Annotated in this window: 14 protein-coding genes; 9 read left to right on the forward strand and 5 right to left on the reverse strand. The window is 74.9% G+C overall.

Annotated elements, in window-relative coordinates; translation table 11 throughout:
• Positions 1 to 29 precede the first annotated feature (29 nt).
• From ABT263_RS10925 to ABT263_RS10940, 4 genes are all read left to right on the forward strand, one after another.
• Positions 30 to 473, forward strand: coding sequence for a hypothetical protein (locus tag ABT263_RS10925; RefSeq protein ID WP_329489379.1), 444 nt, complete (start codon positions 30 to 32; stop codon positions 471 to 473).
• A gap of 114 nt (positions 474 to 587) precedes the next feature.
• Positions 588 to 1,883: a hypothetical protein gene (locus ABT263_RS10930; RefSeq protein ID WP_352289917.1), complete on the forward strand. Its 1,296-nt coding sequence runs from the start codon at positions 588 to 590 to the stop codon at positions 1,881 to 1,883.
• Positions 1,884 to 1,977: 94 nt separating this feature from the next.
• The gene (locus tag ABT263_RS10935) at positions 1,978 to 5,421 is read left to right on the forward strand and encodes a right-handed parallel beta-helix repeat-containing protein (RefSeq protein ID WP_352289920.1); all 3,444 of its coding nucleotides are present in this window, start codon (positions 1,978 to 1,980) and stop codon (positions 5,419 to 5,421) included.
• Positions 5,422 to 5,501: 80 nt separating this feature from the next.
• Entirely contained in the window at positions 5,502 to 6,836 is a 1,335-nt protein-coding gene (locus ABT263_RS10940) for a S8 family serine peptidase (RefSeq protein ID WP_352289923.1), read from the forward strand.
• Positions 6,837 to 6,852: 16 nt separating this feature from the next.
• Here ABT263_RS10940 and ABT263_RS10945 read toward each other — a convergent pair whose 3' ends face one another.
• The gene (locus ABT263_RS10945) at positions 6,853 to 7,956 is read right to left on the reverse strand and encodes a MinD/ParA family ATP-binding protein (RefSeq protein ID WP_352289926.1); all 1,104 of its coding nucleotides are present in this window, start codon (positions 7,954 to 7,956) and stop codon (positions 6,853 to 6,855) included.
• 300 nt (positions 7,957 to 8,256) lie between these two features.
• Between ABT263_RS10945 and ABT263_RS10950 the strand changes: the two genes are divergently transcribed.
• The gene (locus ABT263_RS10950) at positions 8,257 to 10,296 is read left to right on the forward strand and encodes a thioredoxin domain-containing protein (RefSeq protein WP_352289929.1); all 2,040 of its coding nucleotides are present in this window, start codon (positions 8,257 to 8,259) and stop codon (positions 10,294 to 10,296) included.
• A 34-nt stretch (positions 10,297 to 10,330) separates the two neighbouring features.
• Here the strand turns inward: ABT263_RS10950 and ABT263_RS10955 are convergent, their stop codons facing one another.
• Positions 10,331 to 11,263 (reverse strand): hypothetical protein, encoded by a 933-nt coding sequence (locus ABT263_RS10955; protein ID WP_352289932.1) that lies wholly within the window; start codon positions 11,261 to 11,263, stop codon positions 10,331 to 10,333.
• Between the two features lie 265 nt (positions 11,264 to 11,528).
• Here ABT263_RS10955 and ABT263_RS10960 point away from each other — a divergent pair, with 265 nt between their 5' ends.
• Complete coding sequence (locus ABT263_RS10960) at positions 11,529 to 12,185, forward strand: papain-like cysteine protease family protein (RefSeq protein ID WP_352289935.1); 657 nt, start codon at positions 11,529 to 11,531, stop codon at positions 12,183 to 12,185.
• Between the two features lie 8 nt (positions 12,186 to 12,193).
• Positions 12,194 to 13,048: a hypothetical protein gene (locus ABT263_RS10965; protein ID WP_352289938.1), complete on the forward strand. Its 855-nt coding sequence runs from the start codon at positions 12,194 to 12,196 to the stop codon at positions 13,046 to 13,048.
• Positions 13,049 to 13,198: 150 nt separating this feature from the next.
• On the opposite strand, the gene ABT263_RS10970 is transcribed toward ABT263_RS10965, so the two are convergent.
• A complete protein-coding gene (locus ABT263_RS10970; protein ID WP_352289941.1) occupies positions 13,199 to 13,855 on the reverse strand; it encodes a TetR family transcriptional regulator in 657 nt (218 codons plus the stop codon).
• Between the two features lie 8 nt (positions 13,856 to 13,863).
• Positions 13,864 to 15,441: an MFS transporter gene (locus ABT263_RS10975; protein WP_352289943.1), complete on the reverse strand. Its 1,578-nt coding sequence runs from the start codon at positions 15,439 to 15,441 to the stop codon at positions 13,864 to 13,866.
• 304 nt (positions 15,442 to 15,745) lie between these two features.
• On the opposite strand from ABT263_RS10975, the gene ABT263_RS10980 reads away from it, so the two are divergent.
• Entirely contained in the window at positions 15,746 to 16,471 is a 726-nt protein-coding gene (locus ABT263_RS10980; RefSeq protein ID WP_352289946.1) for a hypothetical protein, read from the forward strand.
• On the opposite strand, the gene trhA is transcribed toward ABT263_RS10980, so the two are convergent.
• Positions 16,442 to 17,125, reverse strand: coding sequence for a PAQR family membrane homeostasis protein TrhA (trhA, locus tag ABT263_RS10985; RefSeq protein WP_352289949.1), 684 nt, complete (start codon positions 17,123 to 17,125; stop codon positions 16,442 to 16,444). The genes ABT263_RS10980 and trhA overlap by 30 nt on opposite strands.
• A 276-nt stretch (positions 17,126 to 17,401) precedes the next feature.
• Between trhA and ABT263_RS10990 the strand changes: the two genes are divergently transcribed.
• Positions 17,402 to 19,228 (forward strand): phosphoenolpyruvate carboxykinase (GTP), encoded by a 1,827-nt coding sequence (locus ABT263_RS10990; protein WP_352289952.1) that lies wholly within the window; start codon positions 17,402 to 17,404, stop codon positions 19,226 to 19,228.
• Positions 19,229 to 19,361: the final 133 nt, after the last annotated feature.

A 19,361-nucleotide genomic window follows, 5' to 3' on the forward strand; every position in this document is an offset into this window, starting at 1 on the left:
GCGGGGCCGACAAGCGAGGGAGCAGGACATTGGATCAGCAGCAGGAGCACGAGGACGTCGGGGAGTTCCGGCTGGCGGCGGTGTTCGACATGGTCGACCCGGTGACCGGGCCGGGGTTCTCGGACCGCGCGGTGGTCGAGGACGCGACGGAGCGGGCCGCGCTGGCCGGGTACCTGCGGGCCGGCGCGGAGGTGCTGATGACGCCGATGCTCATGGACGACATCTTCGACACCTCCCGGCAGGGCGCCGTCCCGCTGAACTACCGCACCGACGGCGAGTGGATCTGGACCGACACCGTCACCTACTACCTGGAGGAGTACGACATCGCTCCCGAACCCGGGCTGCTGGCGCACCTGCGCGAGCGGGGCGACGCACGGCCCCAGCCGGACGCGGCGACCCTGGAGCGGGCGGCCGACTTCGTCCTCCACCCGCCGCAGCCGGCCGAGCCGGCCTGGCGCCCGGACACCGACTGAACCCCGCGTGCCCCGCCGTCCGTGAGTTCCTAGGGGACGGCTGTGTCGGGCGGCCACTGAGGCCGGGACGGGCCGTCCCTGTCGGGTGTCGTTGTCGAGAGCCAGGAGGCCCGGGTGGGCAAGGTGCGCAACGGACGTGAGAGTCAGCCGTCGGGCGGGGGCGTCCAACTGCCCGCCGTGGCATGGGCGGTGCCCGAGCCGGCCGAGGAGGCCGGGCAGCCGGCGGAGGCCGCGGCCGGGCCCGCGCGGCGGGCGCCCGCCGCCGTGGGCGCCGCTGGGGCGGTGCCCCCGGTCGGGGAGAGCGGCGCCGCGGCGCCCGGGCAGTCCCGCGCCGGGGTGAGTGCCGTGCCCGCACCGGCGGGAGCGGCCGAGGAGGAGGGCGGCCAACGCCGCCTCCCCAAGTCGATGGTGGCCGCCGCGGTGATCGCCGGCCTCGTGCTGGTCGGGGTGCCGCTGGCCCTCTCCGGGTTCGGCGGGGACGGCCCCCACACCCCCGGCGCCGACGGCCCGCCGCCCGCCGGGTACTCCCAGCCGGACGGCGGCGGCGACGGCTACGTGCCGGGCCCCGACGCGCCCGGAAACCCGCCCGGCAACCCGCCCGGCGACCAGCCCCCGCAGCCCGGCCCGCCGGCCGACGGCCCGGCACCCGGAGACGGCGTGGTCCCCGCCGCCGCCGGGGCCGCCGCCCTGCCCGACGCCGTCCAGGCACCCGACCCGGGCCCGAGCGCACGACCCACCGGTCGTCCCGCCACCGGCACCGCGGCGAGCGCGCCCGCACCCGCCCAGGGCGCCGGACAGAGCACCGCCCAGACCACCGGACAGGCCGCCGGCACGCCGCAACCCCAGCCGCCCGCCGCCGAGCAGCCCGCCGTGCCCCCGGCCAAGCCCACCCAGCAGGCGGCCCCGCCGCCCCCGCCCCCACCGCCGACCTACTACGCCGTCGCGGGCCCCGGCTGCGGCGGGTCCACCTCCATGCAGCTGAACGGCTGGTACGACAAGGGCCAGGAAGGCTGGCGTCGCAACTCCGGCGGCTACACCGGCGACGGCTGCGGCGGTGGCTTCAGCTCGGTGCCGATGTCCGGCGACGCGAACGACGACAAGAGCAACTCGGTGGTGTGGACCTTCACCACCGGCCCGGTCACCACCGGCACCTGCAACCTGTCGGTCTTCGTGCCCGACGGGGACATCAAGGCGGTCGGCGGCGCCCCGACCTACTACACCGTGCAGGACAGGTCCTTCGAGGTGAACCAGGTCGCCCACCGGGGCCAGTGGGTCTCCGCGGGCACGTTTCCGCTCAGCGGCGGAAGGATCGCCGTGGTGCTGCACAGCCGCGGCAACGACTGGAAGGGCGGCACCCAGACCTACGCCCACCACGCCGCCTCCGCCGTCCGGGCCAACTGCACCGGCTGACCCGCGGCCCGCACCACCGGCGGCCCATCGACCGCCGCCCGCACCACCGCCCGACCAGCGTCACCGCCCCACGAACGACGGAGGAGAACGCCCGATGAGCCGCCATGTGCTGACGGTCTGCGCGGAGCCGAGCGGCGGCGGTTACCGCACGATCGGCGCCGCCCTGGAGGCGGCCCGCAGCGGAGCGGTCATCAGCGTCCGCCCGGGCCGTTACGAGGAGAACCTGGTGATCACCAAGATGGTGACCATCACCGCCGAGGAGGCCCGCGGCAGCGTGCGCATCTCACCCCGGCGCGGCGCGGTGGTGCAGGTGGTGGCGGAGGCCGTCCAGCTCACCGGCCTGGTCCTCCAGGGCCAGGACGAGGAACTGCCCACCGTCGACGTCCCGCGCGGCCAGGCCGCCCTCCAGGACTGCGAGGTGGCGGGCAACTCCTGGACGGCCGTGCTGGCCCGCCAGCAGGGCTCGCTGGCGATGCGCGGCTGCCGCGTCGTCAACCCCGCCGGGGCCGGCATCGTCGAGACCTCGACCGGCACCAGCGTCATCGAGGACTGCGTGATCGAACACCTCGGCAGCTCCGCCGTGGTGATCGGCGAACGCGCCAACCCCGTCGTCCGCGGCTGCGTCATGCGCGACGCCCGCGGCAACGGCGTGTGCGTCAACGGCGAGGGCCGCGGCTCGATCGAGGACTGCGAGATCTCCGCCACCGACAAGCCCGGCATAGCCCTGGAGGAGAACAGCTCCACCCGGGTGCTGCGCACCACCGTCCTGGACACCTCGATCGGCGTCTACGTCAGCTCCGCCGCCCAGGTGGTGCTGGAGGACTGCACCGTCAGCTCCACCCGCGGTCACGGCGTGGTGCTGGCCGGCGGCACCGACCCGCTGCTGCGGCGCTGCCGCACGGTGCGCACCAAGGGCCACGGCATCCACGTCACCGGCCGCTCCCGCGGCCGCTTCGAGGAGTGCGAGGTGGCCGGCTCGGAGCTGGCCGGGATCCTGGTGGACGAGTCCTCCAGCCCCGCGCTGACCCGCACCGCGGTCGCCGACAGCGCCGGGGCGGGAGTGGAGCTGACCGGCGAGAGCGCCGCCGAGTTCGACCGGCTGGAGGTGCGCGGCGCGGCCGGGGCCGGGGTGAGCGTCCGCGACGGCGCCAACCCGCTGCTGCGCCGCCTGGACATCGCGGAGGTGCGCGGCCACGGCGTCGAGGTGTGCCGGGAAGGACGCGGACGGCTGGAGTCGTGCGTGCTGTCCGCCACCGGGCGGGCCGCACTGCGGGTCGCCGACGGCGGCAACACCCAGGTCGGCGGCTCCACGGTGCGCGGCGGCGCCCCGGCCGCCGGCCCCGGCAGGGCCGCCGCGGTGGCCGGGGTCGAGGTCGGCCCCGGCGGCGTCGCCTCCCTGCGCGACTGCGACATCGCCGAATGGACCGGCGACGGCGTGCTGGTCGAGGACGGCGGCGAACTCACCATGGTCCGCGCCCGGGTGCACGGCAACCGCGGCCACGGCGTGCTGATGGCGGCGGGCAGCCGGGCCGCGCTGAACGGCTGCGAACTGACCGACAACGCCGGCGACGGCCTGCGGGTGGACTCCGAGGAACCGGTCCGGGTCACCGGGTGCACCGTCGCCGGCAACCGCGGCTCGGGGCTGCGCCAGACCAGGGCCGGCAGCCGGCTGGCGGTACAGGACCTCACCAGCCGGGACAACGGCCGCGCCGACAGCCACGGCAGCGCGAGCGCCGGCGCCGAGGACGGCCCCGCGGCGGTCCGGTCGGCCGGCGCGCAGGACGGCACCGGCGCCGGGGACCGCGACGACGCCACCGACCCGGCGCGGCACTCGGCCGCCGCCCCGCCGCCGCCCGAGCCGGAGGGACCGCAGGCCGCGCTGCAGGCGCTGGTCGGCCTGGAGGGCGTCAAGGACCAGGTGGCCACCCTGGTCAACCTCAACAAGCTGGCCCGGCGCCGGGAACAGGCCGGCATGCCGGCCCTGCCGATGGGCCGCCACCTGGTCTTCGCCGGGCCGCCCGGCACCGGCAAGACCACCGTCGCCCGTCTCTACGGCGCCATCCTCGCCGAGCTCGGCGTGCTGCCCAGCGGCCACCTGGTCGAGGTGGCCCGCGCCGACCTGGTCGCCTCGATCATCGGCGGTACGGCGATCAAGACCACCGAGGTCTTCCAGTCCGCGCTCGGCGGCGTGCTGTTCGTCGACGAGGCGTACACGCTGTCCGCCGGCTCCGGCGGCACCGGACCGGACTTCGGCCGGGAGGCGATCGACACCCTGGTCAAGCTGATGGAGGACCACCGCGACGACGTGGTGGTGATCGTCGCCGGGTACTCGGACGAGATGCGCGACTTCCTCGCCTCCAACCCGGGCCTGGCTTCCCGTTTCAGCCGGACCGTGGACTTCCGCAACTACTCGCCCGAGGAACTGGTCACCATCGTCGAGCGGTCCGCCACCGCGCACGGCTACGAACTCGACCCCGTCACCGTGGACGCGCTCGGGACGCACTTCACGCGGATGCCCAAGGGCGCCGACTTCGGCAACGGCCGCGCCGCCCGCAAGGTGTTCGAGGAGATGGTGGACCGTCAGGCGTCCCGGCTGGCCGAGCTCGCCGAAGTCACCGACGCGGACCTGCCGCTGCTGCTGCCCGAGGACCTCGGCGCGGAGGCCGCCGCCGCGGCCCGGGCGGAGGCCGGCGCGGCGGGCGCCGACGGCGGCAAGGGCACCGAACTGCTGGAACAGCTGCGCTCGATGGTCGGCCTGGCCGCCGCCAAGGAGCAGGTCGAGAACCTGGTCAACCTCATCACCCAGGTGCGCCGCCGGGAGGAGGCCGGCCTGCCCACCGCGAAGATCAGCCACCACCTGGTCTTCGCCGGGCCGCCCGGTACCGGCAAGACCACCGTCGCCCGCCTGTACGGCGAGCTCCTCGCCGAACTCGGCGTGCTGCCCGGCGGTCAGCTGATCGAGACCGCCCGCGCCGACCTCGTCGGCCGCTACATCGGCCACACCGCCCAGCTCACCCGCGACGCCTTCGAACGCGCGCGCGGCGGCGTGCTGTTCATCGACGAGGCCTACACCCTGACGCCCCGCAACGGGGCCGGCGGGGACTTCGGCCAGGAGGCGGTGGACACCCTGATGAAGCTGATGGAGGACCACCGCGACGAGGTCGTGGTGATCGTGGCCGGCTACCAGGAGGAGATGGAGGGCTTCCTCGCCTCCAACCCCGGCCTGGCCTCCCGCTTCTCCCAGCAGATCGCCTTCGACCACTACAGCGCGGACGAACTCGTCACCATCGTCCGGCTGCAGGCCGAGCAGGCCGGCTACGTCTGCGCGCCCGAGACCCTCGCCGCCCTGGCGCAGCTGTGCGAGACCGTCCCGCGCGACCGCAACTTCGGCAACGGCCGCTTCGCCCGGCAGACGCTGGAGGCGATGGTGACCCGGCAGGCCGGGCGCCTGGCCCGGCTCGACATCGGCGACGTCTCGGAGCTGAGCCTGCTGCTGCCGCAGGACATCCCCGTACCGGCGCGGGCGAGGGCTGTATGACCGGCGCTCGCTCCCGTGCGCGCCGCGCCGCGCGGATCCGACCGGCTGCGGGGGTGCGGCGGACGGGGGCCGGTCCGGCGGTGTGCGCCGTGGTGTGCCTCGGCATCCTGCTGGCGCAGGCCGGCCCGGCCGGCGCCGCACCCGGCGCCCCGCTCCCCGGCGCCCCGGTCCCCGGGACGCCCGCCGCGGCGGGTACGGCCCGTCCGGGACAGCCCTCCTCCGGCGGCGCCGAGCCGGGGTCGCTGCCCGTGATCGGGCAGAGCCGGAGCGCGGGCCGCGCGGACGGCTGCGTGAAGCCCTCCGACAAGGACACCGACCGGATGCCGTGGGCGCAGGCCTTCCTGCGTCCCGAGACCGCCTGGCAGCTCGGCCGCGGCGCCGGGGTGACCGTCGCCGTCGTCGGCTCCGGAGTGGACCCGGCCTCCGGCGTCCTGGGCGGGCGCCTGGTGCCGGGGCCGCGCGAGTACGGCGACGGCGCCTCCACCCGCGACTGCGTCGGCCACGGCACGTTCCTCGCCGGACTGATCGCGGCCGGCCGGCGCGACGGCGTCGGCTTCGCGGGCATCGCCCCCGAGGCGCGCGTCCTGGCCGTGGCCGTGACCGATGACGCCGGGAACACCACCGCCGCCCTGCTGGCCAAGGGGATCCGCGACGCGGCCGACGGCGGCGCCCGGGTGATCGCGCTGGCCCTGCCCGTCGCGGCGGGCGACGAGGACCTCGCCGGCGCGGTCCGCTACGCAGGTGGCAAGGGGGCTCTGGTGGTCGCCCCGGCCGGGCCCGACCAGGGCAGCGGGTCCGGGTCCGGATCCGCCCCGGCCCCCGCGGAGGTCCTGACGGTGTCCGACCTGGCCCCGAACGGCGCCCCGAACGGCGGCGGTACGGACTCCGGCGGGTCGGGCGGCGTCGGCTCGGGCACCTCCGGCGGTTCCGGCGCCCCGGGCGGCGGGGCCGGGCGGATCGACCTGGTGGCTCCGGGGGACGCCATGATGAGCGTCGGGCCCGGCGGCAAGGGCTACTTCACCGGCTCGGGGCCCAGCTTCGCCGCCGCCGTGGTGGCCGGCACCGCCGCTCTGGTCCTCGGCTACCGGCCCGACCTCGGGCCGGCCGGGCTGAAGGACCGTCTGACGTCCACCGCCTACCACCCGGGCACCGCCCTGCCGGACCCCCGCGTGGGCTACGGCACGGTCGACCCGGCGGCCGCCGTCGGCGCCCCGGCGCCGGCCGCCGTCCCGCCGTCGCCCCGCCCGGCCCCGACCGTAGCCGCACTCCGGCCGCCGCCGCCGGACACCGCCGGGCACCAGGCGGTGGTGACGGCGGGTGCCGTCCTCGCCGGCGTCGCCCTGGTCACCGGCACCGCACTGGTCTGCGCGGCCGGCCGCCGCCGCGCCTGGCGCCCCGGGCGCTGGCAGGCCTGACGGGCCCTCCCAGGCCCTAGCCGGCGGGAACGGCGGCGCCTGGGTGGCTCATCCCCTCGGCGACCGCGGCGGCGAGTTCGAGGTGGGCGCGGCGGGTCCGGTGGCGGAGCTTCGCGGGCTCGAACGTCCCGCCGAGGGCCAGGTGCTCGTCGAAGGGCAGGACGACGGCGGCCCGGCAGAGGCTCTCGAAATGCGCCACCAGGTTCTCCGCCTTCACCACCCGGCCCGTGCCGCGGACGCCGGAGACCACGGTCACGCTGCGCCGCGCCAGCGGCCCGTAACCGTTCGCGTGCAGCCACTCCAGGGTGGCGTCGGCGCCGCTCGCGCCGTCGAGGCTGGCGGTGGCGGCGATGACCAACTGGTCGGCGAGGTCGAGCACGGCGCGCGTGGCGCCGTGCAGCAAGCCGGTACCGCAGTCACTGAGGACGATCGGGTACTGGCGGGCGAGCAGGTCGACCAGCCGCTGGTAGTCCTCGCCGCCGAAGGCGGTGGCGACCGCCGGGTCCGGGTCGTTGCCCAGCACCTCCAGACCGCTGGGGGTCAGCGAGGTGAAGCGGCGGATGTCCATGTAGCCGGTGATCGAGGGAGCGGCGACCAGCAGGTCCTGGACGGTGGCCGTGGTCTCCCGGCGGACCCGCCCGCTCAGGGTGCCGGTATCCGGATTGGCGTCGACGGCGATCACCTTGTCGGACCGCGTCTCGGCGAGCACGGAGCCGAGCGCCAGCGTCACGGAGGTCTTGCCCACACCGCCCTTGAGGCCGACGACCGCGATCCGGTAGGAGCGGTGCAGCGGCGTGCGGACGACAGCCTCCAGCCGTTCCCGATCGACCCGGCCCAGGCCGAGTCCGGTACCGAGGCCGATCCCGCGCAGGCCCCGCCGGGCGACGGGCGCGGCGACCGCCGACACGGCTTCTGGGAGCTGTGCCGCCGGCCCGGGCGGGGCGGCCGGGGGAGCGCCCTGCGGGAGCACAGCCGCCGTGCCGGTGGTGTCCGGCGGCCGGTGCCGGGGCCGCTCGGGCTCCTGTGGCGGCGAGACGGGCCCGTACACCGGGGCGAGGTCCCAGTCCGCCTCCCGTTCCAGCCGCCGCACCCGCTCGATGACCGTGTGGTCGCCCGTCACGCCATTGCCTCCTGTCACCCGCATCGCCCCCGCCGTCCGCCTCGACTCAACGGCCCGGGGCGGCGAGCCGGTTCAACGCCGCCTCCCGCCCCGGATCGACGGGGCGACCCCCGACGGTTCCACGCCGGATCAGCTGCGGCAGCGAACCGGACCTCGAGCAGCCGTCCCCGGGCTGCCCCCGTTTCCCGGGCCCTCGCGACCAGGACGGCGACCACCGCCGGACCGCACCGCCCGCACTCGGGCGCACCGGGCCGCCGTTTCGACAGCTGTCCCGTTGCCTGCCATGAGTAGGGTGGCGGCGTGAATCGTCTCGCCGGCGCGACCTCGCCCTATCTGCTGCAGCACGCTGACAACCCGGTCGACTGGTGGCCCTGGGGCCCCGAGGCGTTCGCGGAGGCGGAGCGGCGCGGCGTGCCGGTGCTGCTGTCGGTCGGGTACGCGGCCTGCCACTGGTGCCACGTGATGGCCCACGAATCCTTCGAGGACGAGGCGCTGGCCGCGTACGCCAACGAGCGGTTCGTCGCGGTGAAGGTCGACCGCGAGGAGCGGCCGGACGTCGACGCGGTCTACATGGAGGCGGTGCAGGCGGCCACCGGGCAGGGCGGCTGGCCGATGACGGTCTTCCTCACGCCCGACAAGGACCCGTTCTACTTCGGGACGTACTTCCCGCCGGAGCCTCGGCACGGGATGCCGTCCTTCCGGCAGGTCCTGGAGGGCGTCGACGCGGCCTGGCGGGACCGGCGCGAGGAGGTCGGCGAGGTCGCCGCCCGGATCCGGGCCGACCTGGCCGAGCGGGCCTCGGTGTACGGGGTCGGCAGCGGGGTCCACCGGCCGCCGGGGGAGGCCGAGCTGCACGAGGCGCTGGTCGCGCTCGGCCGGGACTTCGACGCCCGGCGCGGCGGCTTCGGCGGGGCGCCCAAGTTCCCGCCGGCCATGGTGATCGAGTTCCTGCTGCGCCACCACGCCCGGACCGGCTCGGCGGCCGCGCTGGAGATGGCCGTCCGGACCGCCGCGGCGATGGCCCGCGGCGGCATCCACGACCAGCTCGGCGGCGGCTTCGCCCGGTACGCGGTGGACGCCGACTGGGTCGTCCCGCACTTCGAGAAGATGCTGTACGACAACGCGCTGCTGCTCCGCGCGTACCTGCACCTGTGGCGGGCCACCGGCTCCCCGCTCGCCCGCCGGGTGGCGCTCTCCACGGCCGACTTCCTGCTGCGTGAACTGCGCACCCCCGAAGGGGCGTTCGCCTCGGCGCTGGACGCCGACAGCCTGGACGGGAGCGGCGCCTCGGTCGAGGGCGCGTACTACGCCTGGACGCCGGGGCAGCTCGCCGAGGTGCTGGGGGAGGCGGACGCGGCCCTCGCGGCGGAGCTCTACGAGGTGACCGCGACGGGGACGTTCGAGCACGGCTCCTCGGTGCTGCAGCTGCCGGCCGACCCGCCGGACGCCGAGGCGGCCGAGCGGATCCGGGCGAGGCTCTTCGCGGCGCGGGCCGAGCGGCCGGCGCCCGCCCGGGACGACAAGGTGGTCGCCGCCTGGAACGGGCTGGCCGTCGCCGCGCTCGCCGAGACCGGCGCGCTGCTGGAGCGGCCCGACCTGGTCGAGGCCGCCGAACGCGCCGCCGACCTGCTGCTGGCGGTCCACCTCACGCCGGACGGCCGGCTGCTGCGCACCTCCCGGGACGGCCGGGCCGGTGCCCACGCGGGCGTCCTGGAGGACTACGCGGACACCGCCGAGGGCTTCCTCGCGCTGTACGCCGTCACCGGTGAGGCCGAGTGGCTGGAGCTGGCCGGCGGGCTGCTGGACACCGTGCTCAAGCACTTCGCCGACGAGGCGTCCGGCGCGCTGTACGACACCGCCGACGACGCCGAGGAGCTGATCCGGCGGCCCCAGGACCCGACGGACAACGCCACCCCGTCCGGCTGGACGGCCGCGGCCGGCGCGCTGCTGACCTACGCCGCCTACACCGGGTCGGCGCGCCACCGCACGGCCGCCGAGCGGGCGCTCGGCATCGTCGGGGCACTGGCCGGCCGGGCGCCCCGGTTCATCGGCTGGGGCCTGGCGGTGGCCGAGGCGCTGGTGGACGGCCCGCGCGAGGTGGCCGTGGTCGGCCCGGCCGGGGATCCGGCGACGGCCGCGCTGCACCGGGCGGCGCTGCTGGGCACCGCGCCCGGCGCGGTGGTCGCGGTCGGCGCGCCGGACGCCGACGAGGTGCCGCTGCTGGCGGACCGGCCGCTGGTGGGCGGCGCACCCGCCGCGTACATCTGCCGGCACTTCGCCTGCGACGCCCCGACCACCGACCCGGCGGTGCTGGCCGAACGACTCGGCGTCCGGGCGTGACCGGCGGGCGGCCCGTCCACGGCGCGGGGGCGGGCTACTCCCAGTCCCACCGGACGCCGAGCAGGCAGGGCTGGAGAGCCGTCGCCACCAGGTGCACGCAGTGGTGGCCGTCGAGGGTCAACTCCTCCGTCTCGTAGGGCTTCTCGCCGGGGGAGCGGAGGGCGAAGCGGTGGCAGCGGACGGGCAGGGCGGCGGGGTGGAAGGTGACCTGGAGGACGTACTGGCCGGCGCCGGAGTTGAAGCCGCGGACGTACTCGCAGCCGGGCGTGGGTGACGGGCTGGCGTCGAAGCCGTAGCCCAGCAGGTGGGTGTCGCCGGCCCGGAGGCGGCGGTCGAGGAGGAGCTCGGCGACCAGCAGGTGATGGGCCTGGTCGCGGCGGATCCGGCCGGGGCGGCAGTTCTCCTCGGCGCGCACGCCGACCCGGGCGATGTCGCAGCCCGGGTCCCCCTGGTAGATGGCCAGGTAGCGGTCGATGCCTTCGCGGTGGGCGCGCAGCGCGTGCTGGGAGTCGCGGCGCAGCAGTTGGCGGTCGGCGCCGATCCGGATCCGCTCGATGTGGGTGATGGTGTGCAGCCCGGTGTCGCGCGGGCCGGAGAGCTCGGCGAGCAGGTCGTCGACGGCGGCGGCCGGGGAGATGAGGTCCCGGTAGGGGCGCACGGGCGGGCCGGCCTGCTCGGCGGGGGTGGCCCGGCGGGGGCCGAGCAGCCGGGTGAGGGAGTGCTCGGGGAGTTCCAGCACCTCCTCCAGCGCCCGGACCGCGCGCAGCGATTCGGGCCGGTCGGGCCGGCGGCGGCCCTGCTGCCAGTAGCTGAGGCTGGTGACCCCGATGTCGATGCCGCGCAGGGCGAGGTGCCGGCGGATCCGGTGCAGGGCGAGGCCCCGGGCGGCGATGGCGGTGCGCAGGGCCACGTGGAACGGGCCGGTGCGCAGCGCGGTGGCGAGGTCGGCCTGGTCGCTCCGCGGCATGGCGGCCTCCTCGGTGGGCGGGCAGGGCGGACACCGGCTGGTCGTGAATATTCACATGTGGAAGGCCGTTTGTCACCGGTCCGGGCCTGCCGCGCGGGCGTTTCCGGGGCGGCGTTCACACCTGGGCCGGGCCGTTCACACCGCGTTCCGCGTGCTGTGAAGGCCGTTGACCTGCTTCTGTCAACGGGGCGATGCTCGGTGGCGCGATCCGGACCGCACCCAGACGGAACCCCCACTCCTCTGTCGTGCAAGGAGAAACTCCCCCATGCCAGTTCCACGGATACGTCCGCGCCGCGCCGTCGCGGCGCTCGCGCTGGGCGTGCTCGGCCCGGCGCTCAGCGTCGCGGCGACCAGCCCCGCCTCGGCCGCGCCGGCCCCCACCGGCGCGTCCGCCCAGGTTCGTCCGGCCGCGGCGCCGGGCAGTACGGCCGATCTGGCCGGCACGTTCAAGAAGCTCAACATCACCATGCAGCAGCAACAGCAGACCAACTGGTGCTGGGCGGCGAGCGGCAACACCATCGCCACCTGGTTCGGGTACGACTACAGCCAGAACCAGTTCTGCAACGCCGCGTTCGGCCGCTCGTCCAACTCCAGCTGCCCCAACAGCCAGGCCACGCTGGGCGACGTGCAGAACGGTCTCAGCCGGGTCGGCATCAACCCCGGCTCGTACGTCACCGGGTACCTGCGCTACAGCACGGTGCAGACCGAGGTGAACGCCAACCGGCCGATCGAGACCCGGATCCAGTGGAGCTCCGGCGGTGGCCACATGCACGTGGTCTACGGCTACGACACCGGCAGCAACTGGGTGTACTGGGGCGACCCGTGGCCCTCCAACACCCGCTACAACTGGGCGGACTTCACCTACTACGTGTCCAACGGCACGTTCTCCTGGACCCACTCCCTGTACCGGATCGGCGCGTGAGGGCGGCCATGACCAGCATCCGTAACGCGGCCGTCGCCGTCCTGCTCGCCGCCGGTCTCGGTCTGGCCGTCACCCCGGCCGCCCAGGCGGACACCGCCGCGGACAGCCCCTCGGGCGCCCCCGCCCCGGTCACCGCCGCCGACCTCGCGCAGGCCCGGGGCGCGGTCCAGGACCCGGCCGTCCTGGACCGGTTGGGCCACTTCTTCGCCCGCAAGGGCGTCCCGCCGACCCAGCAGCTCACCATCGGCGCGGCCGAGGAGGCGCGGGCGGCGAGCGCGGCCGCGCCGAGCCTCTCGGGCGACACCGTGCCGGTCTACACCCTGGACGCCGGCTTCGTGGCCGGCGCCGCGGGCGCACCGGTCGCGACGGCCGAGTACACCGCCAGCAAGGCCGTCTCGGCGGACGGCCAGGTGGCCTCGGTCTGGACGGTCAAACAGGGCGACGGCTGGCGGGTGGTCAACATCGCCTCGGGCGGCGACGAGACCGACTACGCGGCGCGGGCGGCGGCCGGCGGTGGCGGGACGGCGTTCCGCGAACCGCAGCTCAACGCCTGGTACGTGCTGCGGGACGGCCGGGTGCTGCCGCTGGACGACGAGGCGCGGCGTTCGGTGGGCGGGTCCGGGGTGAGCCTGGCGGCCTACCAGCGGCTGGTCCACCAGCGGTACGGGGACAAGCTGCCCGGCTCGGCGTACGACCGGGCCGGCAAGGGCGGCGGCTACCAGCCGGACGCCACCGGGCAGGGGGCGGCCGCGGCGGACGGCGGCACGCTGCCGGCCGTCACGGCGGCGGCGGCCCTGGGCGCCACGGCGCTGGTGGGCGCGGGCCTCGCCCTGCGGCGACGGGCGGGCGCCCGGCGCGGCTAGCGCGTCCATCGGGTAGCGGGTCCACCGGATGGCGGGTCCGTCGGATGGCGGGTCCGCCGGACGACGAGTCCGTCGGACAGCGCGTCCAGCGGGTGAGCGGCGGGGTCCGGCTCGGCGGCCGGGCCCCGCCGCGGCTACGCCGGTGCGGCCCTAGAGATCGGTGAAGCCGCGCTCCAGCACGGCGAAGGTGTGGTCGACCAGGTCGGCGATGTCCAGCTCGCCGTTGCTCTCGGCCCACCGCAGGACGGTCTCGCCGGTCGCCGCCCCCAGGGCGGCCGCGGTGACCCGCATCTCGAAGGTCGGCTCCTCGACGCCCCGGCGCCGGGTCAGGACGGCGAGGTAGAGGCGCTGCGGGTCGTTGGCGTTCTCGCGCATCCTGGCGCGCAGCGCGGGGACGTCGTGGATCAGCCGCAGGCGGGTGAGCAGCTCGTCGCGTTCGTCCTGGACCAGTGCGCGGATCAGGCCGACGATGGCCTCGCGGCAGGAGCGGAGAAACGGTTCGTCAGCGGGGCGGGCGAGCAGCGCGCTGACGATCGCCGGGTCGTACTCGTCGGTGAGGACGAGGTCCTCCTTGGTGGCGAAGTACCGGAAGAAGGTGGACTGCGAGACCTCGGCCGCCGCCGCGATCTGCTCCACGGTGGTGTTCTCGTAGCCCTGCGCGGCCATCAGCCGGTACGCCTCGCGGCGGATCGTCCGGCGGGTCCTCAGCTTCTTCCGTTCGCGCAGCGGCAGCGGCGCCTCCAGCATCGCCCGGACCGAGCGGGCCGGGTCTGCCGGGGGCGCCGTGGTCGGCTGCGTTGCGCTCATACCTTCGATTATCCGTGATCGGCGGCGGGCACGGCGGTGGTCTCCGGGGCGGGACCGGCGCCGGTGCCCGGGCGCCGTTCGGCGGTCGGCATCCGCAGGGCGACCAGCACCGCCGAGAGCAGGGCGATCACCCCGGAGACGAGCAGGACGAGCGTCATCCCGTGCACGTAGGCGGCGTGGGCGGAGACGGTCAGGGCGCCGTCCCCGGAGGCCGCGGCCACCGCGTCGGCGGCGACCACCGACTGCCCGGCCCGGTGCGCGGCCTCGGCCGGGAGCGCGGCGGTGTCCAGCGCACCGCGGTAGGAGCCGGCCAGCATGCTGCCGAAGACGGCGACCCCGATCGCGCCGCCGACCTGGCGCAGCGTCTGCATCAGACCGGAGCCGACCCCGGCCCGGGCCGGCGGCAGGGTAAGCAGGGCGGAGGCCTGGGCGGTGATCAGCGAGAGGCCCATGCCCAGGCCGAGCAGGGTGAGCCAGACGGCCGCCAGGCCGTAGCCGTCCACGACGGAGGTGCGGCTGCCGAGCAGCAGGGCGGCGGCCAGCGAGGTGAGCCCGAGGGCGATCACCGCCCGGGGGCCGATCCGGGCGACCAGCCCCTCGCTGAGCTTGGCGGCCACCATCAGCCCGACCATCATCGGCATCAGCCGCAGACCGGTGCCGAAGGCGTCCGCGCCCAGCACGCTCTGGAAGTACAGCGGCAGGACGAAGAAGGCGCCGAAGAGCACCAGGGAGACCAGCGTCGCGGCCCCCGCGGCCCAGCGGAAGGTCGGGTCCGCGAGCAGGGTGAGGTCGAGCATCGGGGCGTGCTGGTGGCGGCTGCGCAGCACCAGGACGGTGAGGGCGACCAGTGAGCCGCCGATCATGCCGATCACCAGCGGGTCGGCCCAGCCGCGTTCGGGGCCCTCGATGATGCCGTAGGTCAGTGCGGCCAGACCGCCCGCGCCGAGGACGGTGGCGAGCACGTCGATCCGGGGTGCGGCGGGGTTGCGGGTCTCCGGCAGCAGCAGGACGCAGGCGACGATGCCGGTCACCGTCAGCGGGACGTTGATCACGAAGATCGCGCCCCACCAGAAGTGCTGCAGCAGGAAGCCGCCGATCAGCGGGCCGAGCGGGGTCCCGGCGGCGAGCGCGGCGGAGAGGATCGCGGTGGCGCGGCGCTGCTCGCCGGCCGGGAACAGACCGGGGATCACCGCCAGGGACATCGGCATCACCAGGGCGCCGGCCAGACCCATCGCCGCACGGGCGGCGACCAGGGTGCCGGGGCTGTCGGCGAGCATGCCGACCGCGGAGGCGAGGCCGAACAGGGCGAGGCCGGTGGTGAGGGTGCGGCGGCGGCCGAAGCGGTCCCCGAGCAGGCCGGCCGGGAGCATCGCGGCGGCGAAGACCACCGTGTAGGAGTCGACGATCCACTGCTGCTGTCCGGTGGTGGCCCGCAGCTGGGAGGCCAGGGTCGGCAGGGCCACGTTGAGGATCGTCATGTCGAAGCTGATGACCAGGACGCTCAGCGCGACGGCGACCAGCGCCAGCCAGCGCCGCGGATCGGGGCCGGGCGGAGCGGGCGGGGCGGGTACGGCGGGAGGGGTCACGGCGGCCTCCGGAGCCTTCGGGGAAGTGACTGTCAAATGACAGTAACTTCCAAAAGGGGGCGGCCGTCAATGTCGCGCGCCACCGCGCGTAGTCGTGACCCACCGTGACGTGTCCTGGAAGTGTGCTTTCCGCACAAGGAATTGACGCAACGTTGATCTGGCGTTCGCCGCCCCGGGGCGGCATCGGGTGACTGACGGTAGATAGGATGTGGCAATCGGTCAGTGCTGGCCGAAGCGTGCCGAGAGCGAGAAGGGGTGGGGCGGCAGGAGCCGACCACGTGCCCGGCGCAGGAAGGGGAGTCGAATGGCCGGCAGGGAGTCGAGCGCCCAGATCTGGGGTGCGGCGGTGGTGGTGGTGGCCGCGCTGGCCGTGGTCGCGGCCTACCTGATCAACGGTGCCGTCCTGGTGCTGGGGGTCGCCGGGGTCGAGGTGCTGCTGCTGATGGTGTACGTCGGCCGGCGCTGGCAGCAGCTGCACCAGCAGGCCGGGCCGCGCGAGCGCCGTCCGGCGCGCCGGCACCGCCCGGGGCACGGCCGGCCGGACCCGGCGCACTGCGAGCGCTGCCGCCGGGCGCGCGAGGCGCTGGACGCGCGGCAGGCCGGCTCCCGTCCGTACGGGGCGCGTGAGCAGCTGATCCGCGAGCACCCCGGCCGCGAGTACCCGGTGCGCGGGTTCCCGGCGCCGGAACGACGGGCCCCCGGGCTCGCGGGCCACGACCACTCGGTCCCCGGGCTTCCGGGTCACGGCCACTCCGCCCCCGGGCTCGCGGGCCACGACCACTCGGCCGCCGAGCTTCCGGGTCACGACCGCGCGGCCCGCGAGCGCGCCGCGCGGGAGCGCCCGGCGTACGAGCGCCCGGCGTACGAGCGCCCGGGGCACGACGGCGCGGCGCACGAGCGCGGGGACCGCCGGCCGGGCCGGCCGGGCCCGGAGTGGACAGCGGAACGGGCGGCCGCCCGGTCACTGGACCGGCCGACCGCCCGTCGTGGGGCGCCGGGCTCAGCGGGTCGCGCTGTACGCCACCAGTGAGACCCCGACGTACTGCACGATGAAGGCTCCGAGGGTGAAGGCGTGGAACACCTCGTGGAAGCCGAACCAGCGCGGTGAGGGGTTGGGCCGCTTGAGCCCGTACACCACGCCGCCGACGCTGTAGAGCACCCCGCCGACGATCATCAGCACCAGCACCGCGACCCCGCCGGTGCGCAGGAAGTCCGGCAGGAAGAAGGCGGCGGCCCAGCCCAGCGCGATGTACACCGGCGTGTACAGCCAGCGCGGCGCGCCCACCCAGAACACCCGGAACGCTATCCCCGCCAGCGCACCGCCCCAGACCGCCCAGAGCAGCACCTGCTGCGCGGCGCCGTCCAGCAGCAGGATGGTGAACGGGGTGTAGGTGCCCGCGATGATCAAGAAGATGTTCGCGTGGTCGAGGCGGCGCAGCACGGCGTCGCCGCGCGGCCCCCAGGTGAAGCGGTGGTAGACCGCGCTGACCCCGAACAGCAGCCAGGCGCTGACCGAGTAGATCGCGCAGGCGATCTTGGCGGGCGTGGAGTCGGCCAGGCAGATCAGCACGATCCCGGCGGCCACCGTGGCGGGGAACATCCCGGCGTGCAGCCAGCCGCGCCAACTCGGCTTGATCTCCACGCGCTCCGTGCTCTCCAGGAGCTCAGCAGTCATGGGCAGCATGCTACCTGCTACCTACGCCTCCGTAGGTTACTGACGCGTAGGAAGTGGCCCTCATCACTACTTGGACGTTTTGGAGTGTTCGGGGGTCGGTCGGGTCGGGCTCGGGTCGGCCGAAGGAGCCGGATTACCAACAAGTAACCAGACTGAATGTAGTAAAAGATGAGTCAATTTCACCGTTGCGCCGTGTTCTGGGCTTGAGGCCGGAGCTACGCTGCAAGCACCCTCAAACCCCCGCTACGCCGTCTCCGTGCCGAGATGGCGTGAAACGGAGCGATCGTGTCGTACGAGAACCTCGCTCTCAGCGCATCCGCGCCCACCCGTCACAAGCGCCTGCTGGCCTGGGTGAGCGAGATCGCCGAGCTCACCCAGCCGGCCCGCATCGAGTGGTGTGACGGGTCCGAGGAGGAGTACCAGCGCCTCGCGGACCTGCTGGTCGCTCAGGGCACCTTCAGGAAGCTCGACGAGAAGAAGCGCCCCAACTCCTACTACGCCGCCTCGGACCCCACGGACGTGGCGCGCGTCGAGGACCGCACCTACATCTGCTCCGAGCAGGAGAAGGACGCCGGTCCGACCAACAACTGGAAGGCCCCCGCCGAGATGCGGGAGGTCTTCCAGGGCGAGAACGGTCTCTTCCGCGGCTCGATGAAGGGGCGCACGATGTACGTCGTGCCCTTCTCGATGGGCCCGGTCGGCTCCCCGCTGGCCGCGTACGGCGTCGAGATCACCGACTCCGCCTACGTCGCCGTGTCGATGCGCGTGATGACCCGCATGGGCCGGGCCGTGATCGACCAGCTGGGCGAGGACGGCGAGTTCGTCAAGGCCGTGCACACCGTCGGCGCGCCGCTCGCCGAGGGCGAGGCGGACGTCGCCTGGCCGTGCAACAGCACCAAGTACATCTCGCACTTCCCGGAGACCCGCGAGATCTGGTCCTTCGGCTCCGGCTACGGCGGCAACGCCCTGCTCGGCAAGAAGTGCTACGCGCTGCGGATCGCCTCCACGATGGCGCGTGACGAGGGCTGGCTGGCCGAGCACATGCTCGTCCTCAAGCTCACCCCGCCGACCGGCGAAGCCACGTACGTCGCGGCGGCCTTCCCCTCCGCCTGCGGCAAGACCAACCTCGCCATGCTCCAGCCCACCATCCCGGGCTGGAAGGTCGAGACGATCGGCGACGACATCGCCTGGATGCGCTTCGGCGCCGACGGCCGGCTCTACGCCATCAACCCCGAGGCCGGCTTCTTCGGCGTCGCGCCCGGCACCGGCGTCGACACCAACGCCAACGCCATCGAGACCCTCTGGGGCAACACCGTCTACACCAACGTCGCGCTGACCGACGACGGTGACGTCTGGTGGGAGGGCCTGACCGAGGAGCCCCCGGCGCACCTCACCGACTGGCGCGGCAACGACTGGACGCCGGAGTCCGGCACCCCGGCCGCCCACCCCAACGCCCGGTTCGCCGTCCCGGCCGCGCAGTGCCCGACCATCGCCCCCGAGTGGGAGGACCCGGCGGGCGTGCCGATCTCGGCGATCCTGTTCGGCGGCCGCCGCGCCACCGCCGTCCCGCTGGTGACGGAGTCCTTCGACTGGCAGCACGGCGTCTTCCTGGGCGCGAACATCGCCTCCGAGAAGACCGCCGCCGCCGAGGGCACCGTCGGCGAGCTGCGCCGCGACCCGTTCGCGATGCTGCCGTTCTGCGGCTACAACATGGGCGACTACTTCGCCCACTGGCTGAAGGTCGGCGCCCAGGCGGACGCCGCCAAGCTGCCGAAGATCTACTACGTGAACTGGTTCCGCAAGAACAGCGAGGGCTCGTTCGTCTGGCCCGGCTACGGCGAGAACAGCCGCGTGCTGAAGTGGATCGTCGAGCGCCTGCAGGGCACCGGCGAGGGCGTCGAAACCCCGATCGGCGTGCTGCCGACCGTCGAGGGCTTCGACCTGGACGGCCTGGACCTCTCCGAGGCCGACCGGGAGCTGCTGTTCACCGTGGACGCCGACATCTGGCGTCAGGAGGCCGCGCTCGTCCCGGCCCACCTGGAGCTCTTCGGCTCCCACACGCCCACCGAGCTGTGGGACGAGTACCGAGACCTGGTCGCCCGCCTCGGCTGAGCCTGAGCCTCAGCCCGGCGAGTAGTGGTGGGTGCGTGGCACGAATCGCGCACCCACCGAGCGACAGGACGGCCGGAGTTCCGCGGACGATCTTTCCCCGACCAAGGAGATCGTCCGGACCGGAACTCCGGCC

The organism is Kitasatospora sp. NPDC001603 (genome assembly GCF_040298365.1).
Lineage (GTDB): Bacteria > Actinomycetota > Actinomycetes > Streptomycetales > Streptomycetaceae > Kitasatospora.

What these genes read in the sequence shown, in the direction of transcription:
- ABT263_RS10935 (WP_352289920.1), top strand. Translation starts at nt 1,978, where the DNA reads ATGAGCCGCCATGTGCTGACGGTCTGCGCGGAGCCGAGCGGCGGCGGT.
- ABT263_RS10955 (WP_352289932.1), bottom strand. Translation starts at nt 11,263, where the DNA reads ATGCCGCGGAGCGACCAGGCCGACCTCGCCACCGCGCTGCGCACCGGC.
- ABT263_RS10960 (WP_352289935.1), top strand. Translation starts at nt 11,529, where the DNA reads ATGCCAGTTCCACGGATACGTCCGCGCCGCGCCGTCGCGGCGCTCGCG.
- ABT263_RS10965 (WP_352289938.1), top strand. Translation starts at nt 12,194, where the DNA reads ATGACCAGCATCCGTAACGCGGCCGTCGCCGTCCTGCTCGCCGCCGGT.
- ABT263_RS10970 (WP_352289941.1), bottom strand. Translation starts at nt 13,855, where the DNA reads ATGAGCGCAACGCAGCCGACCACGGCGCCCCCGGCAGACCCGGCCCGC.
- ABT263_RS10980 (WP_352289946.1), top strand. Translation starts at nt 15,746, where the DNA reads ATGGCCGGCAGGGAGTCGAGCGCCCAGATCTGGGGTGCGGCGGTGGTG.
- trhA (WP_352289949.1), bottom strand. Translation starts at nt 17,125, where the DNA reads ATGCTGCCCATGACTGCTGAGCTCCTGGAGAGCACGGAGCGCGTGGAG.